Raw genomic sequence first — 23,350 nt, 5'->3', positions numbered from 1 at the left:
TGCGCCCACCACCGACCCGACGAGCGGGTCCGAGGGGACAAATACGCCCACCGCGGGCCCGACGGGCGGGTCCGAGGGGACAAGTGCGCCCACCGCGGGCCCGACGGGCGGGTCCGAGGGGACAAGTACGCCCAGCACCAGTCCGACCAGCGGGTCCGAGGGGACAAGTACGCCAAGCCCCAGTCCGACCAGCGGGTCCGAGGGGACAAGTACGCCCACCGCGGGCCCGACGGGCGGGTCCGAGGGGACAAGTGCGCCCACCACCGACCCGACGAGCGGGTCCGAGGGGACAAGTACGCCCAGCACCGACCCGACGGGCGGGTCCGAGGGGACAAGTACGCCCACCGCGGGCCTGACGGGCGGAGCCGAGGGGACAAGTGCGCCCACCACCGGCCCGACGGGCGGGTCCGAGGTCACGGGTGCGCCCACCGCGTCTTCGGGTGGGGCTGGGGCCGGCTCGGGTGGGTTCTGGGGGTCCTGGCACGGCGCCGATACCGGGGCCGATCCGCGGGTGTTCACGCCCTCGCGGGGTCAAGGGCTGCCCCGGGTCTGGCCGGTCGGAGTCCTCGGCGGGCGCCGCGCCCAGATCCTCATCCGGGTTTCCCTGTCGACCCTGATGGGCGGCGACGACCCCGGCGACATCGAAGGACTCGGCCCGATCCCCGCCGACGTCGCCCGCGCCTTCGCCGCCGGCGGCACCTGGCGACGCCTGGTCACCGACCCCACCACCAACCAAGTCACCGACTACGGCACCACCCGCTACGAACCCCCACAGAACATGACCGACCGGATCAAAGAAAACGAACCCTACTGCACCGCACCCGGCTGCTCAGCCACCGCCCGGATGACCGAACTCGACCACCGCACCCCCTTTCCTCTCGGACCCACCAGCGACGACAACCTCGACCCCAAATGCCGACGCTGCCACGTCCTGAAAACCCACGGCGACTTCGAAGACGAAGTCGACCAACACGGCAACCGGTTCTGGCGCACCCCCACCGGCCACGTCTACATGCGCACCCCCGACGGCACCACCACCGAACTACCCCGAACCCACCCCGGACACACCGGACACGGCCCCACCTACCGCACCGCACCCAACCCCGACGAACCACCACCCTTCTAAGGGGTCTTGCGCCTCCTAGGTGGTCTGTGGGAGGACGGCTGGCCAGCGGTCCTGCGCAGGCGGCGCCCAGGTTGCGGCGTCCGCGTCGACCTGGTCGCCGGAGCGGATGTCCTTGACCTGGTCAGTGGCTCCGTCGGTACCGGGGAACCAGACGAACGGGATCGCGCGCCGGTCCGCGTGGCGGATCTGCTTGCCGAACTTGGCCGCACTCGGGGCGACATCGGCAGGGATGTCGCGGGCGCGCAGCGCCGCGGCGATGGCGTCGGAAGCGCCGCGGTGTGCCTCGTCCGCGACCGCAACCAGCACCGCCGTCGGGATCGCCCGGGTGGGCGACGACATACCCGCGGCGAGCAACCGGGAGACCACGCGGGACACCCCGATGGACAAGCCCACGCCCGGATAGGTGCGGCTGCCGTCCGAAGCGAGCGAGTCGTACCGGCCGCCTGAGCAGATCGAGCCGAGCTGCTCATGTCCGACGAGGGTGGTCTCGTAGACGCTGCCCGTGTAGTAGTCGAGGCCGCGGGCGATCTTCAGGTCCGCGACCACCACTCCCGGGGCACGCGCGGCAGCGGTCTCGACGAGTCGGACCAGTTCGTCCAGCCCTTCCTCGAGGCGCGGCGTGCGCACGCCGAGGGCGAGCACCCGCTCGGCGACGGACGCGTCCGTGCCGGTGATCGACGCCAGAGCGAGGCAGGCCCGGGCCTGCTCCTCGTTCGCCCCGTTATCGCGCTGGAGTGCATCGATGACGGCATCCGAGCCGATCTTGTCGAGCTTGTCGATCGTGCGCAGGACGCCCTCGACGTCAGCCAGGCCGAGGCCCTCGTAGAAGCCCTGCGCGACCTTCCGGTTGTTCACAGAGATCCGCACCGGTGGCAGCCCGATCTCCTGCAGGGCGGCGAACGCCTCGGCGATCACGAGCGGCAACTCCACCTCGAAGTGGAACGGGAGCTCCTCGGAGCCGACGACGTCGATGTCCGCCTGCGTGAACTCGCGGAACCGACCGTCCTGGGGCCGCTCGCCGCGCCAGACCTTCTGGATCTGGTACCGCTTGAACGGAAAGGCGAGGTGGCCGGCGTTCTCGAGGACGTAGCGCGCGAACGGCACGGTGAGGTCGAAGTGCAGGCCGAGCGTCTTGTCTCCGGCGACCTGCGCCTCGGGGCCGTCGTCCTGCAGGCGGCGCAGGAGATACACCTCCTTGGACGTCTCCCCCTTGCTCAGCAGTTGCTCGAGCGGCTCTACCGCACGTGTCTCGATCCCCACGAAGCCGTGCAGTTCGAAGACGTGCGCCACGGTGCGCAGGATGTGCGATTCGACGGCGCGGCCTTCGGGAAGCCACTCGGGAAATCCGGACAAGGGTGCGATTCGAGCCATGCCCCCATCATTCCATCGAGCGACACACCTTGAGTTTGTGACCATCCCGTGACCGACCTGAGGACCCCCACGGTCAGGGGCGTGTGGCAGCCTTGCCTAGAATCGGGCACGTGCGCCATCTTCGGCGTCCCCGCGTGCGCGCGAATCGGCGCGGGTGCGGGGTGTGAGTCCGCATCGTGGCCGTTGTCTGTTCCGAGGAGGAAATAGGTGTCCCCGAGTAAGCGGGAACGCGAGTACGCGCGTCGTCGATACAACAAGCGTGCCGCCAAGTTGGCCAAGAACAACGCCGTCGCACGGGAGCGGCGGATCGTCGCGACCGTGTCGGTGCTCGCACTCCTCGTGGTCGTCGCAGGGTTGTTCTTCTGGAACAAGCAACTGGAGGGTGACCCCGCCGCTGAGCCGAGCGGGAGCGACACCGCCACGGCGCCCGAGAGCGAGTCACCGGCGCCCGAGCCGGGCGCGCTGCCGACCACGAACCCGCAGACCTACCAGGCCCCGCCGCCGGCGGCCGACTCCCTGAACCAGGACTGGAGCGTCATCATCCACACCAATATGGGTGACGTTGAGGCAACCCTGGACGGTGCCCTGGCGCCGCAGTCCGTGGCCTCGTTCATCATGCTGGCCTCCAACGGCTACTTCGACGGCACCGCCTGTCACCGACTGCTCCCGGACTCCCTGCTGCAGTGCGGTGACCCGACGGCGACCGGCGGAGGCGGACCCGGCTACTCCTTCGGACCCATCGAGAACGCACCCGCGGATGACGTCTACCCCGCCGGCACCATCGCCATGGCTCGGCAGAGTGGTAACGCCGAGAGTCAGGGTTCGCAGTTCTTCCTGGTGTTCAATGACGTCCCGCTGCCCTCCGACGCGGCCGGTGGCTACTCGGTGTTCGGCACCATCGACAGCGGCCTGGAGATCCTGCAGGCGATCGGCGCAGCCGGTACCGCGGACGGCTCCGGGGACGGACAACCGATCGAGAACGTCATCATCGAGAGCGTGGAGGTCCTGTGACCGAGCACCCGAACAACCCGGACCAGCCGAACGAAGACGTGGAGATCCAGTTGTCGCAGGAGCAGACCGTGCCATCGACCGAGGTCACCGAGGCCTCACAGACCGAAACGACGGCCGCTGAGGTCACGGAGCCGGCCGTTGCCGACGAGGAAGCAGCCACCGAGGCACGCGCTGGCGACGGGGCGATGGCCACCGAAGCGCCAGCCGCTGACGAGCCGGAGGCCCCCGTCGCCGAGGCCACCGAAGCCACCACTGCCGAGGCCACCCAGACCCCCGCCGTTGAGGCCACCGAGGCCCCCACCGCCGAGGCCACCGAAGCCGAGCAGACCGCAGCCACCGACGCCCCGGCCGCTGACGAGCCGGCGGCACCCGCCGCCGAGCCTGCTGAGACGGCTGTTGCCGAGAGTGCCGCGGTGCCCGCTGAGGAAGCGGCGGTGACCGCCGAGACACCTGTCGCAGACGAAGCGGAGGCACCCGCCGGCGGCGCCGCTGCGGAGGTCACTGACACGGGCACCACCGAGAAGCCGGAGGCACCGGCCGCGGAGCCGGCTGAGACACCTGCCGCCGAGACTCCCGCCGCGGACACGCCTGCTGGCGAGCCAGCTGCCGTACCGGGCGCAGAGGCGACGGAGGTTGCCGGCGCACCCGCAGCCGACGCAGCAGAGGCGTCCGCCGCTGAACCCGTTGTCGAGGCCACTGACCCTGCCACCACCGAGGAGCCGAGGCCACTCGCCGCGGAGCCTGCAGTGGCAGCGGCTGCCGAGCCTCCTACCGCTGAGCCCGCGGAGACGGCTGCGGCCGAGCCTGCTACCGCTGAACCCGCGGAGACGGCTGCTGGCGAGCCTGCTGCCGCTCCCGGCGCGCAGGTGACCGAGGCCCCCGCCGCACCCGCCGCCGACGAGGCAGAAGCGCCCGCCGCTGAAGCCGCCGGGCTCCCCGCCAGCGAAGCCACTGGTGCTCCGGCTGCCGAGGAGTCCGCGGCAACCAAGTCCGCGACCCAGGAGGCCCCGGCTCCCGCCGTAGAGCAGGCGGCTCCCGCCGTTGAGCAGGCGACCCCCGCCGTCGAGCAGGCCCAGCCCGCCGTGTCTGCAGAGACCGCTGCGCCGACCCCGAAGCCGGTGCCGCGCCCGGGGCCTCGACCCGGCCCGGTGCCCACGCCGGCCGTCCTCGCGCACAGCACCCCCGCCGTCGTGCCTCCCGTGGCGGCGCCCGCACCGGTCGATGCGAGCACCGAGGCCGGTCCCCCGCTCGACCCGATCGAGGTCGCTGCCGCGGCCGAGTACGGCCGGGTCGACGCGGACGGCACGGTGCACGTACGCGAAGGGGACGGCGAACGCGTCGTCGGGCAGTACCCCGGCGTATCCGAGGAGGAGGCGCTCTCGCTGTACATCCGGCGCTTCCTCGACCTGCAGGCCCAGGTCCGCCTGTTCGGCACCCGCCTGTCGACGCTGACCGTCAAAGACCTCGATAGCACCCTGGCGGGCCTGACCTCGCAGTTCGAGGACCCGGCCGTGGTCGGCGACCTCGACGGGCTCCGAGCGGAGCTGGAGGACCTGCGCGAGCAGGCCGCCGAGCGCCGCAAGGAGATCGCCGCCGAACGGGAGGCCGCCCGCGCGCAGGCCCTCGCCGAGCGTACGGTCATCGTGGAGCGCGCCGAGGAGATCGCCGGTGCCGACCCTGCCCGGGTGCAGTGGCGCCAGCAGGGTGAGGAGCTGCGCAAGCTCCTCGACGAGTGGAAGCACGCCCAGAAGACGGGCGTCCGGCTGGACCGCCCGTCCGAGGACGCACTCTGGAAGCGGTTCTCGCACGCACGGTCCCAGTTCGACCGCAACCGGCGCCAGTACTTCGCCGAGCTGGACAAGACACACGGTCAGGTGAAGGCCACCAAGGAGCAGCTGATCGAGCGGGCCGAGGCCCTCTCCGGCTCGACGGACTGGGGCCCCACGGCCGCCGCGTACCGCGACCTGATGGACGAGTGGAAGCGCGCCGGCCGCGCCTCCCGCAAGGAGGACGACGCCCTGTGGGCACGGTTCCGCGCCGCCCAGGACACGTTCTTCGAGGCCCGCAACGCCCGCAACGCCGAGACGGACGCCGAGTTCGGCGAGAACCTCAAGGTGAAGCTCACGATCCTCACCGAGGCCGAGGGGATCTTGCCGGTTCGTGACCTACGCTCCGCCAAGGCCAAGCTCCGGGACATCCAGGACCGCTGGGAGGCCGCCGGGAAGGTGCCTCGCGGCGACCTGCAGCGCGTCGAAGCACGCCTGCGGGCCGTCGAGGAGGCCATCCGGGACGCCGAGCAGCGGGAGTGGAAGACGTCCAACCCGCGGGTGCGCGCCCGCGCGGAAGGCGCCGCCGCTCAGCTCGAGGCCGCCATCGCTGGGCTCGAGGATGACCTGGAGAAGGCGAAGGCCTCCGGCGACGCGCGCCGGATCAAGGACGCCACCGAGGCGCTCGACGCCCGCAAGTCATGGCTGGAGCAGGTGCTCCGCGCGGCGGACGACGCGCGCTGACTCATCCGCAGGTGCGCCGCGGCGGCTCAGACCGTCGCGGCGCCGCGGGACTTGTCCGAACGGGAACCGGTGAGCCGGTACACGTCGAACACGCCATCGATGTTGCGCACCGCCCGGAGCACGTGGCCGAGGTGGGACGGTTCGGCCATCTCGAACACGAACCGGGACACGGCGACCCGGTCCCTCGACGTGGCGACGTTCGCGGACAGGATGTTCACGTGGTTGTCCGAGAGCACCTTGGTCACGTCGGACAACAGCCCGTTGCGGTCCAGGGCCTCGACCTGGATCTGCACCAGGAACACGCTCTGCGCGTTCGGGGCCCAGTCCACCTCGATCATCCGTTCCGGCTGGGCGCGTAGCCCCTCGACGTTCGAGCAGTCCGCCCGGTGCACGGACACCCCGGAACCGCGTGTGATGAAGCCGACGATCGGGTCACCGGGTACCGGCGTGCAGCACCGGGCGAGCTTGGTCCACAGGTCCGTGTTCCCCATGCCCTTGACGATGACCCCAGGGTCACCGGACCGGGTTCGGTGGGCCGGCTGGCCGGGGCGGGTCGCCTCGGCCTCGTCCTCCTCGGTGACCTCGTCGCCGCCGAGCGACGTGACGAGCTTCTGGACCACGTTCGACGCGGACACGTGTCCCTCGCCCACGGCCGCATAGAGCTCGCTGACGCCGGCGTACCGCAGTTCATCGGCGAGGGTGACCAGGGTCTCGTGGTTCAGCAGCCGTTGCATCGGCAGGTTCTGCTTGCGCATCGCCTTCGCGATGAGGTTGCGCCCGGAGTCGATGGCCTCCTCGCGGCGCTCCTTCGTGAACCAGGCCCGGATCTTGTTCCTGGCTCGAGGGCTCTTGACGAAGCTCAGCCAGTCCTGGCTGGGACCGGCGCCCTCGGCACGCGAGGTGAACACCTCGACGGTGTCACCGTTCTCGAGCGTCGACTCGAGGTTCACAAGCCGCCCGTTCACCCGCGCACCCACGGTGCGGTGGCCCACCTCGGTGTGCACGGCGTATGCGAAGTCCACCGGCGTGGATCCCGCAGGGAGCGCGAGGACGTCCCCCTTCGGCGTGAACACGTACACCTCCGCGCCGGACATCTCGAACCGCAGCGAGTCGAGGAACTCCCCCGGATCCGAGGTCTCCCGCTGCCAGTCCAGGAGCTGGCGCAGCCACGGCATCGCATCAGCGTCCGACTCGGCCCTGCCCTGCTTGCCGGTCTGCTTCCCGGTCTCCTTGTACTTCCAGTGGGCGGCGACGCCGTACTCCGCTCGCCGGTGCATGTCCATGCTGCGGATCTGGATCTCGACCGGCTTTCCGGTCGGCCCGATCACCGTGGTGTGCAGCGACTGGTACATGTTGAACTTGGGCATCGCGATGTAGTCCTTGAACCGCCCGGCCACCGGGTTCCAGCGCGCATGGAGCGCACCGAGCGCGGCGTAGCAGTCCCGGACCGAGTCCACCAGGACGCGGACCCCGACGAGGTCGTAGATGTCGGCGAAGTCGCGGCCGCGCACGATCATCTTCTGGTAGATCGAGTAGTAGTGCTTGGGCCGGCCGGTGACGGTGGCCTTGATCTTCGCGGCCTTGAGGTCACCCGTGACCTGCTCCCGCACGATCGCCAGGAACTCCTCCCGGGCCGGGGCACGCTCGGCCACGAGATGGACGATCTCCTCGTACACCTTCGGGTACAGCGTGGCGAAGGACAGGTCCTCGAGCTCCCACTTGATGGTGTTCATACCGAGTCGGTGGGCCAGCGGAGCGTAGATCTCGAGCGTCTCGCGGGCCTTTCGAGACGCGGAGTCGGCCGACACGTACTTCCAGGTCCGAGCGTTGTGCAGTCGGTCGGCGAGTTTGATGACCAGCACCCGGATGTCGCGCGCCATCGCGATCACCATCTTGCGGACGGTCTCGGCCTGCGCGGCCTCCCCGTAGCTGACCTTGTCGAGCTTGGTGACACCGTCGACGAGGAGGGCGATCTCGTCGCCGAAGTCGGCGCGGAGCGCGTCGAGGCTGTAGCTGGTGTCCTCGACGGTGTCGTGTAGCAGCGCCGCCGCGAGCGTGGGCGGGGTCATGCCGAGTTCTGCGAGGATCGTGGCGACGGCGACCGGGTGCGTGATGTAGGGATCGCCGCTCTTGCGGGACTGCCCCTTGTGCGCGCGTTCGGCGACCCGGTAGGCGCGTTCGAGGAGCGCCGTGTCCGCCTTCGGGTGGTTGCTGCGCACCACCTGGATGAGAGGTTCGATCGCGGGCGCCGTGGAGTGCCCGCGCGATCCCAGACGCACCAGGCGCGATCGCATCCGGGATCCGGGCACGACCGGATCGCCACCCTGATCCCGGCTACCGGGGTCGGGTGTGGTCCCGACGGCGACGTCCTCGCTCATCTGGCCATGCTACGACCTGCACGGCTCAGTAGCTGACCAGGGCGTGCATCGGACGGTCGGGCAGGCGGTCCCGCCCGCCCAGTTCCAGCAGCTCGATCAGGAACCCGATGCCGGTCACCCGCGTGCCCGCCTCCTCCAGGAGCCGGCACGCGGCCGCTGCGGTACCGCCGGTGGCGAGCACGTCATCGATGAGCACCACCCGCGCACCCGGCGTGAGCCCGGCCGGGGAGACCTCGATCTCCGCGCTGCCGTACTCGAGGTCGTAGGCCGTCCGCAGCGTGGGCGGCGGCAGTTTGCCGACCTTGCGGACCGCGACGACCCCGACGCCCAGTACCGCAGCCAGCGGTGCCGCCAGCAGGAAGCCGCGGGCCTCGATGCCGGCCACCACGTCCACCTCGCCGCCGAACACGTCGGCGAGGTGACCCACCACCGCGGAGAATGCGGTGCCGTCCGCCAGCAACGGAGTGATGTCACGGAACAGCACCCCGGGCTCCGGGAAGTCCGGCACGTCCCGGACCCTGTCCGTGATCAGGTCGTGCAGGCCCGCGGAGATCATCCGTGGCGTCATCGCTTGGTCTTGCGCCGAGGCTGCGCACCTTGGCCGAGGTGCCGCCCGGCCACCAGGCCGCCGGCCCGCGCCTCCGCGAGCACCTCGTCCGCCGTGAGACCGACCTCCTCGGCCTCAGCCACGCGGCGGTCCCGCAGGTCGAGGACCTTCGCCGTGTGCGCTGCGATCTTCGGGTCACGCTGACGCAGCACCACCTCCATCGGGGTGGCGATGAAGACCGAGGACAGCGTGGAGAACAGCATCCCGATGAACAGGGCGAGCGCGATGTCCCGCAGGGTGCCGGCGCCGAGCAGGAAGGCGCCGACGAACAGGATCGACGCGACCGGCAGCAACCCGACCACCGAGGTGTTGATCGACCGCACCAGCGTCTGGTTGACGGCCAGGTTCGCCGCCTCGGCGTAGGTGTAGCGGGTCTGGTCCAGGACACCCTCGGTGTTCTCACGGACCTTGTCGAAGACCACCACCGTGTCGTAGAGCGAGTAGCCGAGGATGGTCAGGAACCCGATCACGCTCGCCGGGGTGACCTCGAACCCGACACCTGAGTACAGCCCGATCGTGACGATCAGGTCGTGCAGCAGCGCGATGAGCGCGGCGATGGCCATGGACCATCGGCGGAAGTACAGCGCCATCACGAGGGTGACCAGGACCAGGAAGATGACCAGTCCCTGGACGGCCTTGGAAGTGACGTCCGCGCCCCAGGACGGGCCCACGAACGAGGACGTCACGTCGCCCGTCGGTACGTCGTACGCCTCAGCCAAGAGGTCGGCGAGCTCGCCGGTCTCGGCGTCGGTGAGTTCCTCGGTCTGCACCCGGATCGCTGACGAGCCGACCGTGGACACCCGCGCGACCTGCTCGCTGTTGACCTCGGCGAGTGCGTCGTGCGCGAGTTGTGGGTCCGGGTTGGACGTCCCGGAGACGGTGAACTCCGAGCCGCCCCGGAACTCGATCCCGGGGTTGATCCCCCGGATCCCGACGAGCAGCCCGGACAGGATGATCAGACCGATCCCGATCGCGAACCAGCGACGCCGGTTGCCGACGATGTCGAACGACCGCTTGCCGGAATACAGCTCGTTGCCGAACTTGGCGAAGTTCATCATCACTTCTCACCGTCCTTGGCCGAAGTGGAGGTGACGCTCTCGGATTCGCCGCCGGGGTCGTCCGGGGAGTCCTCGGCGGGTTCGGGTGACTCCGCGGAGGCCGCGGACTCGGCGTCACGTCGCCTGCGCTCGGCGATCGTGAGCCGCTCCTCGGGGCTACGGAACCGGCCCCGGCCCTTGTACGCGGAAACGGAGGCGCCGAGGTGCTCGGGGTCGAGACCGGACAGCCGGTGTCCCTCTCCGAAGAACTTCGTGCGGGTCAGCAGCTGCATCATCGGGTGCGTGAACAGCACCACGACCACGAGGTCGATGATGGTGGTGAGGCCGAGGGTGAACGCGAACCCGCGGACCCCGCCGACGGCCAGGAAGTACAGCACCACGGCGGCGAGCAGGTTCACGGCGTCGGATGCCAGGATGGTCCGTCTGGCCCGCTTCCAGCCCTCCTCGACGGCGGCGTCGAGGCGTCTGCCCTCGCGGACCTCGTCCCGGATGCGTTCGAAGTACACGATGAAGGAGTCCGCGGTGATACCGATGGCCACGATCAGACCGGCCACGCCCGGCAGGGACAGCCGGTAGCCCTGGACCCAGGACAGCAGTGCGATGACCCCGTACACGAGAGATCCTGCGACGACGAGGCTGGCCACGGTGACGATGGCGAGACCGCGGTACTGGAACAGCGAGTAGACGACCACCAGGATCAGCCCGATGAGGCCGGCGAGGAGCCCGCGCTCGAGCTGCTCGGTGCCGAGCGTCGCGGAGATCTGCTCCTCGCTCTGCACCTCGAACGTGATCGGCAGGGCACCGAAGTTGAGCTGGTTCGCCAGTGCGGTGGCCTCGTCCCGAGTGAACGGGTTCGCCGTGCTGCCGCTGATCTGCGCCTCACCGCTCGGGATCTGCTCGGTGACGCTCGGCGCCGAGATCACCAGCCCGTCCAGCACCATCGCGAACCGGTTGGTCCCGTTCGCCTGCAGTTCCGGCGAGGCGAGGCGTTCGGTGACCGCGGCGAAGGTCTCACCGCCGGCGCTGGTGAACTGGATGCTGACGACGTAGTCGTTGGTGACGGTGCCGGACTCGGTGACCTGGAGGCCGGAGCTGGCGGAGGAGATCTCGGTGCCGGCGAGCTCCATCGGACCGAGGATGTACTTGGCGGTGCCGTCATCGGCGCAGGACACGAGCGGCAGGTCGGGGTCGTCAGCGCCGCCGCCGACCAGGTTCGCCGGGTCGGTGCAGTCGAGCATGTAGAAGTCGTAGGTGAGTTGCTCGGTGATCCACGCCTGGTCGCTCGCGCTGGTCGGCTCGGTGGCGGGCTCGTTCGAGAGGACACCGTCACCGTTGGCGTCGGAGGCTGCCATGGCCGCGGCCTCGATCTCCTCCGGCGTGTAGGTGGTGGCCGTGGGCTCCTCGGTGGGCTCCTCGGACGGTTCCTCCGTGGCGTCCTCGATGGGCTGCTCGGTGGTGGGGTCGTCGCTCGGCGGTGTGGTCTCGGCCCCTACCGTCCCGCGGACAACGCCGTCCGCGGCGGGCTCGGTCGTCTCCTCCGTGGCGGGGTCCGTCGCCGGGTCGGTCGCGGTGGGATCGGCCGACGGGTCGACCACCGTCGGGTCCGTGGCCGGGTCGGTCGCAGCCTCGAGCTGGGCGGGATCGATCTGCCCCGGGCCGGCCTCGACCAGCAGCGGCCGGAAGCGCATCTGTGCGCTCCGCCGGACCAGGTCGAGGGTCTCCTCGGACGGGGTGCCGGGCAACGCGACGACGATGTTCTGCCCGCCCTGGCTGGTGATCTCCGCCTCGGCCACACCGGAGGCGTCGACGCGCTGACGGATGATCCGGATGGCCTCGCTCACCTGCTCGGAGGTAATGGGGTCGCCGTCCTCCGTCTTCGGGGTGAGGATCAGCTGCGTCCCGCCCTCGAGGTCGAGCGCGAGATTCGGCGTCCAGGTCGCGTCGGACCACTTCGTGCCGGCGGCGACCGAGCCGAAGACGATCGCGATGAGCACCGCCAGGAACGTCAGCGTGCGCAGCGGACGTACCGCAGACTTCTTAGGTGTTGCCAACGAGGTCTTCTTCCGTGTGGGCGCGCGTCAGCGCCACAAGATGGGCGGAACGTGGAACGAGCGTTACGGCTTCTCGCCGTCCCGGTAGGGCTTCTTCAGGTCGTCGTCGGAGAGGAACCCGGTCGGTCGGTCCCCGGCCGCCGTGGCCGACGGCGTCCCTTCCGACTGCTCGGACGCGGCGGTCTCGTCCTCTGTGTCAGCCTCGGTGCCCTCGTCGTCGAACTCATCATCGGCCTCCGTCGGCTCGACGAGCTTCGCGATGGCAGCGCGCACGAACCTCAGCTCGGTGCCGGGAGTGGTCGCGATCGTGATCAGGTCGCCCTCGACGTGCGTGACGGTCCCCACCAGACCACCGATGGTCTGGACCTCCTGCCCGGGCGCCAGCGAGTCCCGGAACGAGAGCTTCTTCTGCTGCTGCTTCTTCGCGCGGCTGTTCATCCAGAACAGGCCGACGATCGCAACGCCGAGCACAATAAGCAGGATCGGGCTCTGACCATCCATGAGGAATTACTCCAAGATTGAGGGGGTTCGCCCGATTCTAGGCGACAAGACTGATGGCACCAACCATGCGCCGCCACCAATCCGGCCGCATCGCGTGGTCCCCGGTCAGTCCCAGAGCATGCCGGACTGCTTCGGGGGTGTGAGGCCGAGGTGGGCGAACGCCGCTGCCGTCGCGACCCGGCCCCGCGGAGTGCGGGCCACCAGGCCCTCGCGGACCAGGAACGGCTCGACGACGGTCTCCACGGTCTCCGGCTCCTCACCGACGGCGACCGCCAGCGTGGTCAGCCCGGCCGGGCCGCCGTTGAACCGCTCGCACAGGGCTCGCATGACGGACCGGTCCAGCCGGTCCAGCCCCAGCTCGTCCACCTCGAACACCTTGAGCGCGGCCATCGCGGCCGCGTGGTCGAGCGCCCCGGTGCCGCGCACCTGGGCCCAGTCCTGCACCCGACGCAGGAGCCGGTTCGCGATCCGAGGCGTGCCGCGCGACCGCTTCGCGATCTCCGCGGCGGCGGACTCGTCGAGCTCGGCGCCCAGGAGCCGGGCCGAACGCCGTAGGACCGACTCGAGTTCCGCCGTCGAATAGAAGTCCATGTGGGCGGTGAAGCCGAACCGGTCCCGCAGCGGCGCGGGCAACAGCCCCGAGCGGGTCGTCGCACCGACCACGGTGAACCGGGGCAGGGAGAGCGGGATCGCCGTGGCGCCCGGGCCTTTGCCCACCACCACGTCCACCCGGAAGTCCTCCATGGCCAGGTAGAGCATTTCCTCGGCGGGCCGGGCCAGCCGGTGGATCTCATCGATGAAGAGGACGTCGCCCTCCTGGAGCGCGGACAGGATTGCGGCGAGATCCCCGGCGTGCTGGACGGCCGGGCCGGACGTGAGCCGCAGGGCACCATCGACCTCGGCGGCGATGATCATCGCGAGCGTCGTCTTGCCGAGCCCCGGCGGCCCGGCCAGCAGGACGTGGTCCGGGGTGCGGCCGCGAGCGTTGGCAGCGTCGAGCACGAGCGAGAGCTGGTCACGGACCACTGGCTGACCGATGAACTCCGCGAGCCGCCGCGGGCGCAGGGCCGCCTCGGCCGCGCGGTCGAGTTCGTCCGCCTCCGCAGCCAGCAGGTGCTCGCCGAGCTGGTCCTGCTCAGGGTGCTCAGCCACGCGTACTCCCGCCGAGGTGCTGCAGGGCAGCGCGCAACACCGCACCGGTGTCCGAGGCGTCCAGCTCCCCCTCGGCCAGCACCCTGTCCACGGCCGCCTCGGCCTGCTTGGCCGCCCAGCCGAGACCGACCAGGGCAGCCACCACGTCCGCCTGCGACCCGGCCGGGGTCGGCGCCGGGCGGGCACCCTCCTCGATCGCGGGACCGAGCCGGTCGCCGAGCTCCAGGACGATCCGCCGGGCACCCTTGTCCCCGATCCCGGGCACCCGGGTCAGCGCTTTGAAGTCCTCACCGGCGACCGCACGGCGCAGCCCGTTCGGCGTGTGTACCGCGAGCATCGCCAGGGCCAGCCGGGGGCCGACGCCGCTCACGGTCTGCAGGAGCTCGAAGATGTCCCGTTCCTCGTCGTCGGCGAAGCCGAACAGTGTCATCGAGTCCTCACGGACCACGAGTGTGGTGGCGAGCTTGACCTCGGCACCGTCGCGCAGCGTCGCGAGCGTGCCCGGGGTCGCGTGGATCCGGTACCCCAGTCCCCCGGCCTCCAGGACCGCCGCATCCAGCCCGACGTGCTCGACACGACCTCGCACCGACGCGATCACCGACTACGACCTCCAGCTAGAACGAACATCCGTACGACCATCACAGCGTATCCGAGCGCGGCGTGCGCCTACCCACGACCCGCCGGTCGGGCGGTGACCCGCTGCGCCCTGCCCCCGGAGCGTGCGGCGGCCTCCGCGCGGGCCCACGCCTGTTGGGCGGACGTCTGCCGGCCGGCGCGGGCATCATCGCCTCCGTGAACCTGCCCGACGGCGTGGGCTCGCCAGGCGTGCGTGATCGCCAGGGCGAGGGCGTCCGCCGCGTCGGCCGGTTGCGGCCGCTGCTCGAGACCGAGGATGCGGCGCACCATCTCCTGCACCTGCGCCTTGTCCGCCCGGCCGTTGCCGGTGACGGCGGCCTTCACCTCGCTCGGGGTGTGCAGCGCAACCGGCACCCCGGCGCGGGTGGCCGCGACCATGGCGAGACCGGCCACCTGGGCGGTCCCGGTCACGGTGCGGACGTTGTGCTGGGCGAACACCCGTTCCACGGCGACCGCATCCGGCTCGAGCCGGCGGATCCACGCCTCCAGCTCGTCCGCGATGTGCAGCAGCCGGTGCGCCGGGTCCTCGTCGGCCCCGGTCCGGGCCACGCCGACGTCCACCAGTCGCAGGCTCCGACCGCGACCGGCCTCGACGAGGCCGAGGCCGCAGCGGGTCAGGCCCGGGTCGACCCCGAGGATGCGGAAGCTCACCCCGCTACTCTCGCACCGCCGTCGGACATGGCGCGGTAGCGCCACGCACTACCCGCCGGCCATGGAAGCGCGCCGAGGCGGAGTCAGTCGTTCTCGAGCTCGGCCATGACCTCGTCGGAGGCATCGAAGTTCGCGAACACGTTCTGCACGTCGTCGCTCTCCTCGAGGGCGTCGATCAGTCGCAGCACCTTGCGCGCACCGTCGGCGTCCACCTCGATCTGGGTGGCCGGTACGAACTGGGCCTCGGCGGAGTCGTAGTCGATCTCGGCGCCCTGCAGGGCGGTGCGGACGGCCACCAGGTCGGTGGCCTCGCTGATCACCTCGAACGCCTCACCGAGGTCGTTGACCTCCTCGGCGCCGGCGTCCAGGACGGTCTCGAGGACGTCGTCCTCGCCGAGCTCGCCGGACTTGGGCACGAGCACCACACCCTTGCGGGTGAACAGGTAGGACACGCTGCCCGGGTCTGCGAGCGAGCCGCCGTTGCGGCTGAAGGCGACCCGCACGTCGGAGGCCGCGCGGTTGCGGTTGTCGGTCAGGCACTCGACCAGGACCGCGACACCGCCGGGGCCGTAGCCCTCGTACATGATGGTCTGATAGTCCGCGCCGCCGGCCTCGAGGCCGGAGCCGCGCTTGACCGCACGGTCGATGTTGTCGTTCGGGACCGAGGACTTCTTCGCCTTCTGGATGGCGTCGAAGAGGGTCGGGTTGCCCGCGGGGTCCCCGCCGCCGGTGCGCGCAGCGACCTCGACGTTCTTGACGAGCTTCGCGAACAGCTGGCCCCGCTTGGCGTCGATCGCGGCCTTCTTGTGCTTGGTCGTCGCCCACTTTGAGTGACCGGACATGTCCCTACCCTCTTCTCTTACCCGTGCTGCTTACAGGTCCGCCGCCGCGGCAGACTCCTCGCGTCGGCGGTTCGCGAGCACCAGGTCGACGAAGGCCCGGTGGACTCGATGGTCCGATCCGATCTCCGGGTGGAAGGCCGTGGCCATCAGCACCCCCTGGCGTACGGCGACGATCCTACCCGCCGCGGGCCCCGACCTCACCGTGGCCAGGACCTCGACGCCCGGGCCGACCTCCTCGACCCACGGCGCCCGGATGAAGATGGCGTGCAACGGCGCGTCTCCTTCCCCGGCCCCGAGCAGCGGTGCGTCCAGGTCCTCCTCGAAGGAATCGACCTGCCGGCCGAACGCGTTCCGCCGCACCGTCATGTCGAGGCCGCCGACCGTGGCCTGCCCACCGGCGCCGTCCAGGATCCTGTCGGCGAGCAGGATCATCCCGGCGCAGGAGCCGTACACCGGCAGCCCGTCGGCGATCCGCGCGCGCAACGGCTCGTACAGTTCGAAGACCTTCAGGAGCCGGTCCATGGTGGTCGACTCCCCGCCGGGGATGACCAGGCCCTCGACGGCGGCGAGCTCACTCAGCCGGCGCACCGGCACCACCTCGGCGCCGCTCGCCCGGAGGGCGTGGGTGTGCTCTCGGACGTCCCCCTGCAGCGCCAGGACACCGATCAGGGGGCCGCTCACTCGGACACCTCGCCCAGGTGCCGGACGGTCCCGTCCCACCCGTCGAGCAGCGAGCGGGTCACCTCGACAAGTTCAGCCGGGAAGACCTCCACGGTGACCTCCGCCAGGGCGTCCAGGTCCCACCACCGCATCTCGTCGACGAAGTCCCGCTCGATCTCGGTCCAGCCCGCCTCGCTCAGTTCCCCGGGCGAGGAGATCCGGGCCACGAAGAACTCCTCGTCCTGCCGGACGTCCCGCGCGAAGAAGTCGAAGATCGCCGAGCGCGTCAGCACCGGGCCGACCAGGGCCTCGGGGTCCACGCTCAGCCCGGTCTCCTCGACGACCTCACGGACGGCCGCCTCGCGGGAGGTCTCCCCCGCGTCGATCCCGCCGCCGACGGTGAACCACCAGGACCGCTCGGGCTGGTCGACGTCGTGACCGCGCACGAGCAGCAGCCGGTCCGCGTGGTCCAGCAGGAGCACGCGGGCCGCCTTGCGGAAGTACCGGCCGTCAGGGCCGACACGCCACTCCGGGCCGAGGTCGTTCACCAACCGCGCTCGGCAAGGCGGTGCGGCACCGGGATGTCGTCGACGTTGATACCCACCATCGCCTCGCCCAGCCCGCGGGAGACCTTCGCAATGACGTCGGGGTCGTCGTAGAACGTGGTGGCCTTGACGATGGCCGCGGCGCGCTGCTCGGGGTTGCCGGACTTGAAGATGCCGGAGCCGACGAACACGCCCTCGGCGCCGAGCTGCATCATCATCGCGGCGTCCGCGGGGGTGGCGATGCCGCCGGCGGTGAACACCACGACGGGCAGCTTGCCGTTCGTGGCGACCTCCTTGACGAGCTCGTACGGCGCCTGCAGCTCCTTCGCGGCCAGGTACAGCTCGTCCTCGGGCAGCGAGGTCAGGCGGCGGATCTCGTCGCGGATGGTGCGCATGTGGGTGGTCGCGTTGGAGACGTCGCCGGTGCCGGCCTCACCCTTGGAGCGGATCATCGCCGCGCCCTCGGTGATTCGGCGCAGCGCCTCGCCGAGGTTGGTGGCGCCGCACACGAACGGGACGGTGAACTGCCACTTGTCGATGTGGTGGGAGTAGTCCGCCGGGGTGAGCACCTCGGACTCGTCGATGTAGTCCACGCCGAGGCTCTGCAGCACCTGCGCCTCGACGAAGTGGCCGATCCGGGCCTTGGCCATCACCGGGATGGACACGGTCTCGATGATCGAGTCGATCATGTCCGGGTCGCTCATCCGGGACACGCCGCCCTGGGCGCGGATGTCCGCCGGGACCCGCTCGAGGGCCATCACGGCGACCGCGCCGGCGTCCTCGGCGATCTTCGCCTGGTCGGCGGTCACCACGTCCATGATGACGCCGCCCTTGAGCATCTCCGCCATGCCGCGCTTCACGCGGGCGGTGCCGACCTCTGGGGCCGCGCCGGTGGGCTCGGTGGGCTCGGACTGCGCTGACTGGGACTGCTCGGACACGGTGACCTCTGATCGAAGGTTGGGCGGGGGCGTGAGCCACCAGTTTAGTCCGCGGACCGGCTCAGGCGGGACCGACGCCGCGGGCGTTGGTGGTGAACACGTGCCGGTCGCGCTGGACCATGTTGAGCAGCTCGTGCTCACTCTGCGAGGCACGCAGGTCCGCGCGTCCGGTGAGGACGCGCTGGCGCAGGTACGCCAGCGAGGTCGCGTCGCGCTGGAACGAGCGCATCGCCTCCTTGGCCCGCTCGCCGTACCCGTCCGCCCAGCTCCTGGCCTGCCCGCGCATCCGCAGCGAGGAGAGCATCTCGACCTCGTGCGGCGCGAACCACCCCGCCTGGGCGTACTCGGAGAGCCGGGCCCGGATGACGTCGGCCTCCTGTCTTCGCAGCCAGGCCAGCAGCACGACGGTGGCGATGAACAGCGGCACCTGGATCACCAGGTAGAGCAGCACGAAGTTGTTGCCGAGGCTGGCGCTGCCGTTCCAGAGGGCGTGCAGGCCCATCGCGCCGACGAGACCCACCGGGAACGCGAACACGACGACGCTGGCCCGGCTCGAGCGGGCCGCCATCCCGAGTGCGATACCCACGCAGGAGGTGAACAGGGCGTGCGCGAACGGCGAGAAGATGCCGCGGAGCACGAAGACTGTCCAGACCGCGTCCGCGTTCTGGGAGAAGTACAGGATGTTCTCGGTGAACGCGAACCCGGCAGCCACGGTCGCGGCGTACACGACGCCGTCGACCGGTCCGTCGAAGTGCTGCCGCCGGAACAGGAAGATCAGCAGCACACCGATGCCCTTGACCAGTTCCTCGACCACCGGGGCGACCACCACCGCGCCGAGGGTGTTGGCCCCCTGCGGGTCGAGGGTCTGTTCGTAGATCCACTGGATGATCGCGGTGTTGATGAGCAGCGCGCTGAGCACCGACACCCCGGCGCCCCAGAGCAGCGCGAGGACCAGCATCCCCTTCGGCTCCGGCTCCCACCGGTCCAGCCAGCGCACCCCGAGCAGCACGATCGTGAGCGGGATGAGCGCAAGGAAGAACGCCGCCGTGGTCTTCCCGACGCCGGTCTGGTACATGATGATGATGAGGGCGATGACCAGCGTCACGGCCCCGAGGGCGTATCCGATCACGTTGAACAGGTGCCGGTTGCTGCGCCGCTGACCCGGCGCCCAGACCTGCTCGATCGGGCCGGTCGTGTTCGGCGGCGGCGCCACCGCGGCGTTCATGGTGCCCCAGTCCGCCGGCGACGGCGCGAACCCGCCCGGACGGTACGCCGTCGGGTAGGCCTGCCGTTGCGGCTGCTGGGCCGGCGGGCCGGTCCCGCTCGGGCCACTCGGGTAGCCGTACTGGTTCGACATGGCCCCAACCTTAGGGCCTGGCGCTGCCCACCTGGACGGTGAGCGCGTCGTCCATCTCGAAGGTCTGGGGCAGTTTCGCCCGGCCGGCCAGATGGAACGTCCGCACCAGCGTGGTGTCCCGCATACCGATGATCTGGACCACGGCATCGTTGTGGAACCGGCGGGCCAGCTGGACCCGGTAGTTCGCCTGGGCGAGCCGCTCGAGCAGCTCCTCGCCGCCGGGCTCCGCGGCGAGGTGCGCCTGGTCCTGCGCGCCACCGAGGGCGGCGCGCAGAGCCTGGGTCAGTTCGCTCTCGGCCTGGCCGCGGGCGTCGTCGGTGCTGGCGGGATCGCCGGTGTCGTCGCCGACGAGGCGCCGCGCCTCCACGGCGGCACGCCACGCGGCGTCACCGACGATCAGGGCGCTGGCTGCGTCGAGGATTCCCGACTCGGCCAGGGCGGCGGCGGCCTCGGCGCGTCGTACCAGCTGGGCGTCCAGGGTGGCGCGCGAGGAGAGCTCGCGCTGGTGCAGCCGGTCGAGCCGCTGGGCGATCCGCCAGAGCAGGAATCCGGCCAGCGCCACAGCGGCGATGACGACCAGGGTGATCTCGGCGCCGCTCATCGTTCCTCACCCCGCCGGAACAGGCGGCCCAGGAGCGAGCGCGGTTCCGCGGTCTCGTGCTCGGTCACCATCGCGTACACGTCGAGGATCCTGGCCGCCACGCGGTCCCAGTCGAAACGCCCGACGGCGGTGCGTGCGTAGGCACGTCGTCGCTGCATCTCCGCGGGGTCGGCCAGGGCACCGATGACGGTGCTCGCCAGCGAGTCCGGGTCACCCGTGGTGAACAGGAAGCCTGAGCCGCCGTCGTCGAGGACCCGGCGGAACGCGGGCAGGTCGCTGGCCACCACCGAGGCACCGGCGCTCATGGCCTCGACGAGCACGATGCCGAAGCTCTCCCCACCGAGCTGTGGCGCCACGTAGAGGTCGGTGGCGGCGAGCATGGACGCCTTCTCCTCGTCCGTGATCGGGCCGAGTTCCTCGAGGGCTCCGGCCCGGTCCCCGAGCAGTTCCCTGGCTTCGGACATGTCCCCCTTGCCGGCGATCAGGAAGCGGGCACCGGGATGGGCATCCAGGATCGCCGGCGCGGCAGCGGCGAGGACCGCCAGGCCCTTGCGGGGCTCGTCGAGCCGGCCGAGGAAGGCGATGGTCGGTGCCTGCGGCGTGCCGCGCCACCGGTCGGCGGGTTCGGCTGTGGCGAAGACCTGCGTGTACACGCCGTTCGGGATGACGACGGCGTCGCCACCCATGTGCTCGACGATGGTGCGCCGCGCGTCCTCGGACACCGCGATCCGGGCACTGATCCGCTCCAGCCCGGGCCGTGCCAGCGGGTACCCGAGCTGCATCGCCCGGGAGCGGAGCTGGGCGCTGTGGAAGGTGGCGACCACCGGGGCCTCGGACTGCATCAGCGCGATCAGTCCCACCGACGGCGCGAGCGGCTCGTGGATGTGCACCACGTCGAAGTTCCCTCCCGTCAGCCAGGACCGGGTCTTCGCCGCGACCACGGGCCCGAACGACAGTCGGGCCACCGAGCCGTTGTACCGGACCGGCAACGCCCCGCCGACGGAGACGAGGTAGTCCGGGACCGGCGTGTCCTCGTCCGCGGGCGCCAGGACGGACACCTCGTGGCCGAGTTCGAGGAACTTCCCGGCGAGGTCGCGGATGTGGAACTGCACACCGCCCGGCGCGTCGAAGGAGTACGGGCAGACCAGGCCGATCCTCATGGGGCCTGCTCCGCGCTCGCGCGGGCAAGCCGCTCCGGGTCGAGGTCCGCCGTGAAGACCTTCTGCAGCATGTGCCAGTCCTCCGGGTGCGCTCGCACCCGCGCCGCCCAGATGTCGAACCAGAGCTGCGTGAGCAGCTGGGTGCGCTCCTCCCGGGCCGCACCACCGGAGCCTTGGCGCGCACCGCCGTCGGGTAGGTCGACGAATTCGCAGAACTCGATCACGATGCCCCATGGGCTCCGCGCGGCCCGCCTGCGGGCACCGGACAGTCGCTCGTAGTGGATGAAGACCGGGGACAGCGCCGACCGGGAGGCCATCGCCAGGGCCGCGGGGCCCGGCGCCACCCGCATCGGGACGTCACCGAGGAGCACCTCCACGCCGGACCGGGACAGGTCCCGGTCCGCCAGCAGCGGGATCAGGGCCGGGTCGCGGGCCTCGGAGATCAGCCGCCGGAACACCCCGGAGCCGCGCTCGTAGGGCACGATGACCATGCCCAGGCCCTCCCGGAACGCGAGGAACTCCCGGAACAGCTCCTCCGGCTCGAGCTTCTCCGCAACGGTCACCACCCGGCCGACGTGCTCCTGCGCCCAGGCGCCGGCGAGGTCCCAGTTGCCGGCGTGGCCGAGGGCCATCACCACCGAGCCCCCACCTTGCACGTGCTCCCGGACCCTGTCGGCACCGATGGCCCGCACCCGGGCATCCCGCTCCGCTGCCGTCATCGATGGCAGCTGGAACGACTCGCAGTAGTACCGCATGTACGAACGCATCCCGGCGCGGGACAGTCGGCGCAGCTCCCGGGCGTCGGCCTCGGGCCGCACCCGGGCGAGGTTCGCCTCGAGCTGACGCACCCCGCCGATCCGGGCGGCATGCGCACCGAGCGCGATCACGTCGAAGATGCCGCGAGCCATGGATCGGGGCATCTTCCCGACGACCTTCCACGCGATCTGGAACGCCTTGGCGGGGTCCGGTCGCATCATGGCTGTGCGCCTCCCCCGTCGCGGCCCGCGGTGGTGTCCCGCTGCGCCGCGTCCCGTGCCTCTGCCTGCCGGTAGACCGTCGCGGTGCGTTGGCCGACCGTGTACAGGCTGGCCAGGGCGAGCAGGCAGAGCGCGAGGACGAGCACTGCGGTCGGGGCGCCGAGCCCGACGGCGAGGGTCGCCGCGAGGGCGACGATGAGCCGGTCCGCGCGTTCGGCGAGCCCGACCTTGGCCGTGAAGTCCAAGCCCTCCGCGCGGGCCCGGGCGTAGGACACCAGGCTGCCCAGGATCAGGCACGCGAGGGCTGCGATGAGGCCGGCCATCCGCCAGTCGCCGTCGGGCGCGTTCACGAAGTACAGGACCAGGCCGGCGAAGATCGCCGAGTCCGAGATCCGGTCCATCGTCGAGTCGAGGTAGGCACCGAACTGGCTGGTCCGCCCGATCTCACGGGCCATCAGCCCGTCGACGGAGTCGGTGAGCACGAGGATCCCGGTCACCAGCGCACCGGCCACCAGGTACCCCTGCGGGAACAGGACCAGGGCGGCGGCGGAGACGGCCGCGGTGCCCGCGACGGTCACCGCGTCCGGGCTGACGTGCAGGCGGACCAGCAGCCGGGCGACCGGCCCGAACACGACCGAGCTGAAGCCGCGGCCCCGGCTACCGAGGACCATCGGAACTCCCCCAGGCGGCTGCGAGCTCGGCGCGGGTGTCCGCGAGAAGTTCCGGGAGTGCCTTCGTGCGGCCCACGATCGGAAGGAAGTTGGCGTCCCCGGACCAGCGGGGCACGACGTGCTGGTGCGCGTGCGCGGCCACCCCGGCGCCGGCGGCGGACCCCTGGTTCATGCCGAGGTTGAAGCCGTCCGGGCGCTTGGCCGTGGTGAGCGCGTGGATCGAGGCCACCACGAGGTCGTCCAGCTCGTGCCGCTCGGCCGTGGTCAGGTCCACCAGATCGGCGACGTGCCGGTACGGGCAGACCAGCAGGTGCCCGGAGTTGTACGGGTACAGGTTCAACAGCACGTAGCCGGTCTCGCCGCGGTGGACGATCAGGGCCTCGTCGTCGGCGCGCCCGGGCGCCGCACAGAACGGGCAGTCCCGGGCGGCGTCGGAGGCCGGCTTGGACTCCCCACCGATGTAGGCCATCCGGTGTGGCGTCCAGAGCCGCTGGTAGCCGTCCGGCTCGCCCGGGTGGGCGCCGGCGTCCTCGACGTCTGGTGCCAC

22 protein-coding genes and 1 pseudogene are annotated in these 23,350 nt (G+C 70.9%); 3 read left to right on the top strand and 20 right to left on the bottom strand.

Going from position 1 to position 23,350, the window contains the following annotated elements; all coding sequences use genetic code 11:
• Positions 1–417 (bottom strand): annotated as a pseudogene (locus KCQ71_RS06280) (hypothetical protein); the annotation flags it as partial.
• Between the two features lie 94 nt (positions 418–511).
• On the opposite strand from KCQ71_RS06280, the gene KCQ71_RS06275 reads away from it, so the two are divergent.
• Entirely contained in the window at positions 512–1,126 is a 615-nt protein-coding gene (locus KCQ71_RS06275) for an HNH endonuclease signature motif containing protein (protein WP_223403946.1), read from the top strand.
• Positions 1,127–1,141: 15 nt separating this feature from the next.
• Here the strand turns inward: KCQ71_RS06275 and hisS are convergent, their stop codons facing one another.
• Complete coding sequence (hisS, locus tag KCQ71_RS06270; RefSeq protein WP_223403944.1) at positions 1,142–2,497, bottom strand: histidine--tRNA ligase; 1,356 nt, start codon at positions 2,495–2,497, stop codon at positions 1,142–1,144.
• Positions 2,498–2,704: 207 nt separating this feature from the next.
• Between hisS and KCQ71_RS06265 the strand changes: the two genes are divergently transcribed.
• Entirely contained in the window at positions 2,705–3,508 is an 804-nt protein-coding gene (locus KCQ71_RS06265) for a peptidylprolyl isomerase (protein WP_223403942.1), read from the top strand.
• Positions 3,505–6,018, top strand: a complete 2,514-nt coding sequence (locus KCQ71_RS06260; protein ID WP_308116613.1) for a DUF349 domain-containing protein — start codon at positions 3,505–3,507, stop codon at positions 6,016–6,018. Before KCQ71_RS06265 ends, KCQ71_RS06260 begins: the two co-directional genes overlap by 4 nt.
• 26 nt (positions 6,019–6,044) lie before the next feature.
• Here the strand turns inward: KCQ71_RS06260 and KCQ71_RS06255 are convergent, their stop codons facing one another.
• The 18 genes from KCQ71_RS06255 to KCQ71_RS06170 form a co-directional block, all read right to left on the bottom strand.
• Positions 6,045–8,396 (bottom strand): RelA/SpoT family protein, encoded by a 2,352-nt coding sequence (locus KCQ71_RS06255; RefSeq protein ID WP_372453940.1) that lies wholly within the window; start codon positions 8,394–8,396, stop codon positions 6,045–6,047.
• A gap of 25 nt (positions 8,397–8,421) precedes the next feature.
• Positions 8,422–8,964: an adenine phosphoribosyltransferase gene (locus tag KCQ71_RS06250; RefSeq protein WP_223403940.1), complete on the bottom strand. Its 543-nt coding sequence runs from the start codon at positions 8,962–8,964 to the stop codon at positions 8,422–8,424.
• A complete protein-coding gene (gene secF / locus KCQ71_RS06245) occupies positions 8,961–10,064 on the bottom strand; it encodes a protein translocase subunit SecF (protein ID WP_372453938.1) in 1,104 nt (367 codons plus the stop codon). Before secF ends, KCQ71_RS06250 begins: the two co-directional genes overlap by 4 nt.
• Positions 10,061–12,112 carry a protein translocase subunit SecD gene (secD, locus tag KCQ71_RS06240; RefSeq protein WP_223403936.1) on the bottom strand — a complete coding sequence of 684 codons (2,052 nt, stop codon included), beginning with the start codon at positions 12,110–12,112 and terminating at the stop codon, positions 10,061–10,063. The genes secF and secD overlap by 4 nt, the downstream gene beginning before the upstream one ends.
• Before the next feature lie 63 nt (positions 12,113–12,175).
• A complete protein-coding gene (gene yajC / locus KCQ71_RS06235; protein ID WP_223403934.1) occupies positions 12,176–12,613 on the bottom strand; it encodes a preprotein translocase subunit YajC in 438 nt (145 codons plus the stop codon).
• A 105-nt stretch (positions 12,614–12,718) separates the two neighbouring features.
• Positions 12,719–13,765 (bottom strand): Holliday junction branch migration DNA helicase RuvB, encoded by a 1,047-nt coding sequence (gene ruvB, locus KCQ71_RS06230; protein ID WP_223403932.1) that lies wholly within the window; start codon positions 13,763–13,765, stop codon positions 12,719–12,721.
• Positions 13,758–14,363: a Holliday junction branch migration protein RuvA gene (gene ruvA, locus KCQ71_RS06225; RefSeq protein WP_223403930.1), complete on the bottom strand. Its 606-nt coding sequence runs from the start codon at positions 14,361–14,363 to the stop codon at positions 13,758–13,760. The genes ruvB and ruvA overlap by 8 nt, the downstream gene beginning before the upstream one ends.
• A gap of 68 nt (positions 14,364–14,431) precedes the next feature.
• Entirely contained in the window at positions 14,432–15,052 is a 621-nt protein-coding gene (gene ruvC / locus KCQ71_RS06220; RefSeq protein WP_223403928.1) for a crossover junction endodeoxyribonuclease RuvC, read from the bottom strand.
• An 83-nt stretch (positions 15,053–15,135) separates the two neighbouring features.
• The gene (locus tag KCQ71_RS06215) at positions 15,136–15,894 is read right to left on the bottom strand and encodes a YebC/PmpR family DNA-binding transcriptional regulator (protein WP_223403926.1); all 759 of its coding nucleotides are present in this window, start codon (positions 15,892–15,894) and stop codon (positions 15,136–15,138) included.
• Between the two features lie 30 nt (positions 15,895–15,924).
• Complete coding sequence (gene pdxT, locus KCQ71_RS06210) at positions 15,925–16,575, bottom strand: pyridoxal 5'-phosphate synthase glutaminase subunit PdxT (protein ID WP_223403924.1); 651 nt, start codon at positions 16,573–16,575, stop codon at positions 15,925–15,927.
• A complete protein-coding gene (locus KCQ71_RS06205; protein ID WP_223403922.1) occupies positions 16,572–17,102 on the bottom strand; it encodes an NUDIX hydrolase in 531 nt (176 codons plus the stop codon). Before KCQ71_RS06205 ends, pdxT begins: the two co-directional genes overlap by 4 nt.
• Positions 17,099–18,037 carry a pyridoxal 5'-phosphate synthase lyase subunit PdxS gene (pdxS, locus tag KCQ71_RS06200; RefSeq protein ID WP_223403920.1) on the bottom strand — a complete coding sequence of 313 codons (939 nt, stop codon included), beginning with the start codon at positions 18,035–18,037 and terminating at the stop codon, positions 17,099–17,101. Before pdxS ends, KCQ71_RS06205 begins: the two co-directional genes overlap by 4 nt.
• 61 nt (positions 18,038–18,098) lie before the next feature.
• A complete protein-coding gene (locus tag KCQ71_RS06195; protein WP_223403918.1) occupies positions 18,099–19,394 on the bottom strand; it encodes a PrsW family intramembrane metalloprotease in 1,296 nt (431 codons plus the stop codon).
• Positions 19,395–19,404: 10 nt separating this feature from the next.
• Positions 19,405–19,995 (bottom strand): LemA family protein, encoded by a 591-nt coding sequence (locus tag KCQ71_RS06190; protein ID WP_223403916.1) that lies wholly within the window; start codon positions 19,993–19,995, stop codon positions 19,405–19,407.
• Complete coding sequence (locus tag KCQ71_RS06185) at positions 19,992–21,155, bottom strand: glycosyltransferase family 4 protein (RefSeq protein ID WP_223403914.1); 1,164 nt, start codon at positions 21,153–21,155, stop codon at positions 19,992–19,994. Before KCQ71_RS06185 ends, KCQ71_RS06190 begins: the two co-directional genes overlap by 4 nt.
• Complete coding sequence (locus KCQ71_RS06180; protein ID WP_308116611.1) at positions 21,152–22,132, bottom strand: phosphatidylinositol mannoside acyltransferase; 981 nt, start codon at positions 22,130–22,132, stop codon at positions 21,152–21,154. Before KCQ71_RS06180 ends, KCQ71_RS06185 begins: the two co-directional genes overlap by 4 nt.
• The gene (gene pgsA, locus KCQ71_RS06175; protein ID WP_223403912.1) at positions 22,129–22,803 is read right to left on the bottom strand and encodes a phosphatidylinositol phosphate synthase; all 675 of its coding nucleotides are present in this window, start codon (positions 22,801–22,803) and stop codon (positions 22,129–22,131) included. Before pgsA ends, KCQ71_RS06180 begins: the two co-directional genes overlap by 4 nt.
• Positions 22,790–23,350, bottom strand: coding sequence for an HIT family protein (locus KCQ71_RS06170; RefSeq protein WP_223403909.1), 561 nt, complete (start codon positions 23,348–23,350; stop codon positions 22,790–22,792). The genes pgsA and KCQ71_RS06170 overlap by 14 nt, the downstream gene beginning before the upstream one ends.

The organism is Occultella gossypii (assembly GCF_019947135.1).
Taxonomy (GTDB): Bacteria; Actinomycetota; Actinomycetes; order Actinomycetales; family Beutenbergiaceae; genus Occultella; species Occultella gossypii.
Note: the sequence above shows the minus strand (reverse complement) of the source record. Positions and strands in the feature narration are given on the sequence as shown.